The following is a 2582-nucleotide window of genomic DNA, read 5'->3' as shown; positions in this document are numbered from 1 at the left end:
GGTTGCGCATGCCGGCGAGCGCGATCCAGTAGCCCCCATCGGAGGCTCTGTTGACGTTGTCGGGATACCCCGGCAGGCCGCGAACGAAAACGCGCGGGCCGGCGGCGAGGTTCGCGAGGTCGAAGATCAGCAGGGAGCAGGTCCAGGTGCTCGCCACCAGGAGATGTTCGCCGTCGTGCGTCAGGCAGACGCCGTTCGGGAACACGAGATTGTCGCATATCGTGCGGGTCTTGCGCGTCTTCGGGTCGTAGCTCAGAAGGCGGCCGTTCGACCGGCCCTCGAGGAGATCGAGCCCCCAGTTCTCGATGTCGTAGCGCTTCGTCGCGTCAGAGAAATAGATCACGCCGTCGGGTGCGATATCGACGTCGTCGGCCATCCGGATGGTGGTGTCGTCCTGAACGCTGAACAGGCTGCGCTGGGTCTGGTCGGAGAGGAGCTCCACCTCCCGCCGCTGATTGACGCGCACAAGGCCCATTCCGGCGACGCAGACGACGATGCGTCCCTCGCGGTCGATGGCGAGACCCAGAGGACGGCCCCCGATCAGCGCAAAGGTCTCGACTTCAGTGTAGTCGGGAGCCGCGATGCGAACGAGCCGCCCATCGCGGGTCCCGCAGTAGAGATTATCGTCCGCATCCAAGATCACGTCCTCCGGGCCGTCGATCTTGCCGGATGCGAGAAGCTCCGCCCCAACGAGCTTCGGCCCCATCTCGCCGGGCATGAATCCCTTCGCCCCAGCGACTTCGTCGACCTTGAAGCCGACCGGATCGACGTAGCTTGAAGCGAGCAGCCGATGCTTGTGCTTCCGGAACTTCGTGTCGACCGAGAGGATGAAGATGAGGATCGCGCCCATGGCGAGCTGAACAAAATCGCCGCGAAGACCGGCGTTGAGGAGCGCGTTGTTCAGAATATAGATCGTGGCGAAGCCGAACATCACTGCGACGGTCGAGCCGCGGCTCCGGTGTCGGAGGCGACGGCGTTTTCTCGCGCGGCGTAAAGGAATCCCGAGAGGCCAACGATCAAGCCTGCGAGCACGTAGGCAAGAAAAATCGTCCCCTTGACGTGGATGCCCCCGTGTCGCGCCGCCTTGCGGTTTCCGCCGGCGGCCAGGACGTGCCAACCGAATCGCGATTGGCGAAACATTACCAGGACGCCGGCCGCGGCGATCATGAACACCCAAAAGCTGATCGGCATCGTCAGGAAGCGGTCGGAGCCGATCCAGTCCCAGACGTCGTCGGTCCTGGCGCTCGTGGAAATCGCCACCAGTTGGCCTTGCGACGCGAGCGTGTAGATTCCGCGGACCGTTATCATGGTTCCGAGCGTCGTCAGCAATGCGCCGCAGCCGGCCAGTCCCGCCAGCCCTCCGTTGATGACGCCAATCGCCGCGCCGGTCGCGAGGCTTGCAAACAGCACCACGGCGACCGGCAGGTTCAGGATGTGGAAGCAAAAGAGGGCGGTGAAGGCCGACATGGCGAAATTCGACCCAACCGACAGGTCGATGCCTCCGGCCGCGACAACGACGAACAGCGCCAGAACGACAAGCCCTCCGTCCGGCGCGTAAAGCGCGAGATTGCGCAAATTGTCAGCTGTGAAGTAGCCTCTGGTCGTCAAGAGCACGCCGACGATCACGCAAACGAACGCCAGGAACGGCACCGCGCTTTCGACCCATCCCTTGGAAAGGACGTCCGCGAGAACGCGGCGCGGGGAAACGACAAACAAAGGCACGCGCAGCCTCGGCAGCGCGCTGATGTCGAACTCTGCTGGCAAGCGCCAAACTCCGGATGCTTTGTGCGGCAGGGCTCCGCAAGGGAGCCCTGCGCGCTTCAAACTCACGCTAGTTCTTCGACTCCATCTTCCAGCACAGGCTCGGGTCGTAGTCGGGGCCGGCCTTGATCACCTTCAGCGGCGATTCGACCGTCAGCATCGAACCGCTGGACGACGAGGCGCCCTGCAACAGAAGGTCGATCATCGTGCCGGCGTCGCGGCCCTGGCCGTCTGCGTCATAGCTCCACTCGCGCGACAGCGTCCCGTTCTCGATGGCCTTGCAGGCCTCGCCTTGCTCTCCCCCTCCGGTCGCGTAGACGAGGACCTTGCCCGAAAGCCCCGCGTCCTTGACGGCGTTGCCGGCGCCAATCGTGTGGACGTCCCAGTGACCGAAGATGGCGCACAGGTCTGGATTCTGTTGCAGCACCGTCGCAGTGATCTGCCGCGCCTTCTCGGGCTCCCAGTCCGACGCCTGGTTGGAGACGACCTTGATCTCCGGGTGCTCCTTGAACACTTTGAACGCGGCCTCGTTCATCATCACGCTGTCGGCCGCCGTGAGCTGCCCGGGAATGATCGCAACCTTTCCGGACTTGCCGCTGCCGGCGCCGCATTCCTTGACGATGTCCTGCGCAATCTCGGTGCCGATGCGCGTCCAGTTGGCGCCGACGAAGGCGGCGGACGGCTGATTGGACTGGAGGTTGATCTGCAGGACCTTGATGCCGGCGGCCTGCGCCTGCTTGATCTGCCGCGCCAGCAACTGGACGGTCGGATTGTGCACGACCAGCACGTCCGGCTTCTCGCTGATCGCCTTGGCGAGCAGC

The 2582-nt window shown here is 64.2% G+C and carries 3 protein-coding genes; all 3 read right to left on the bottom strand.

The features are described 5' to 3' along the window. Positions 1–931: SMP-30/gluconolactonase/LRE family protein (locus ACLP25_RS21345; RefSeq protein WP_442471155.1), on the bottom strand; the 931-nt coding region annotated here is incomplete at its 3' end. Next, positions 931–1764, bottom strand: coding sequence for an ABC transporter permease (locus tag ACLP25_RS21340; RefSeq protein ID WP_442471154.1), 834 nt, complete (start codon positions 1762–1764; stop codon positions 931–933). The genes ACLP25_RS21340 and ACLP25_RS21345, both read right to left, overlap by 1 nt. A gap of 67 nt (positions 1765–1831) precedes the next feature. Next, the coding region (locus ACLP25_RS21335) for a sugar ABC transporter substrate-binding protein (RefSeq protein WP_442471153.1) at positions 1832–2582 on the bottom strand (751 nt) is incomplete at its 5' end.

Source organism: Roseiarcus sp. (genome assembly GCF_052145395.1).
Lineage (GTDB): Bacteria > Pseudomonadota > Alphaproteobacteria > Rhizobiales > Beijerinckiaceae > Roseiarcus.
This window is presented reverse-complemented; position numbering and strand designations above follow the sequence as displayed.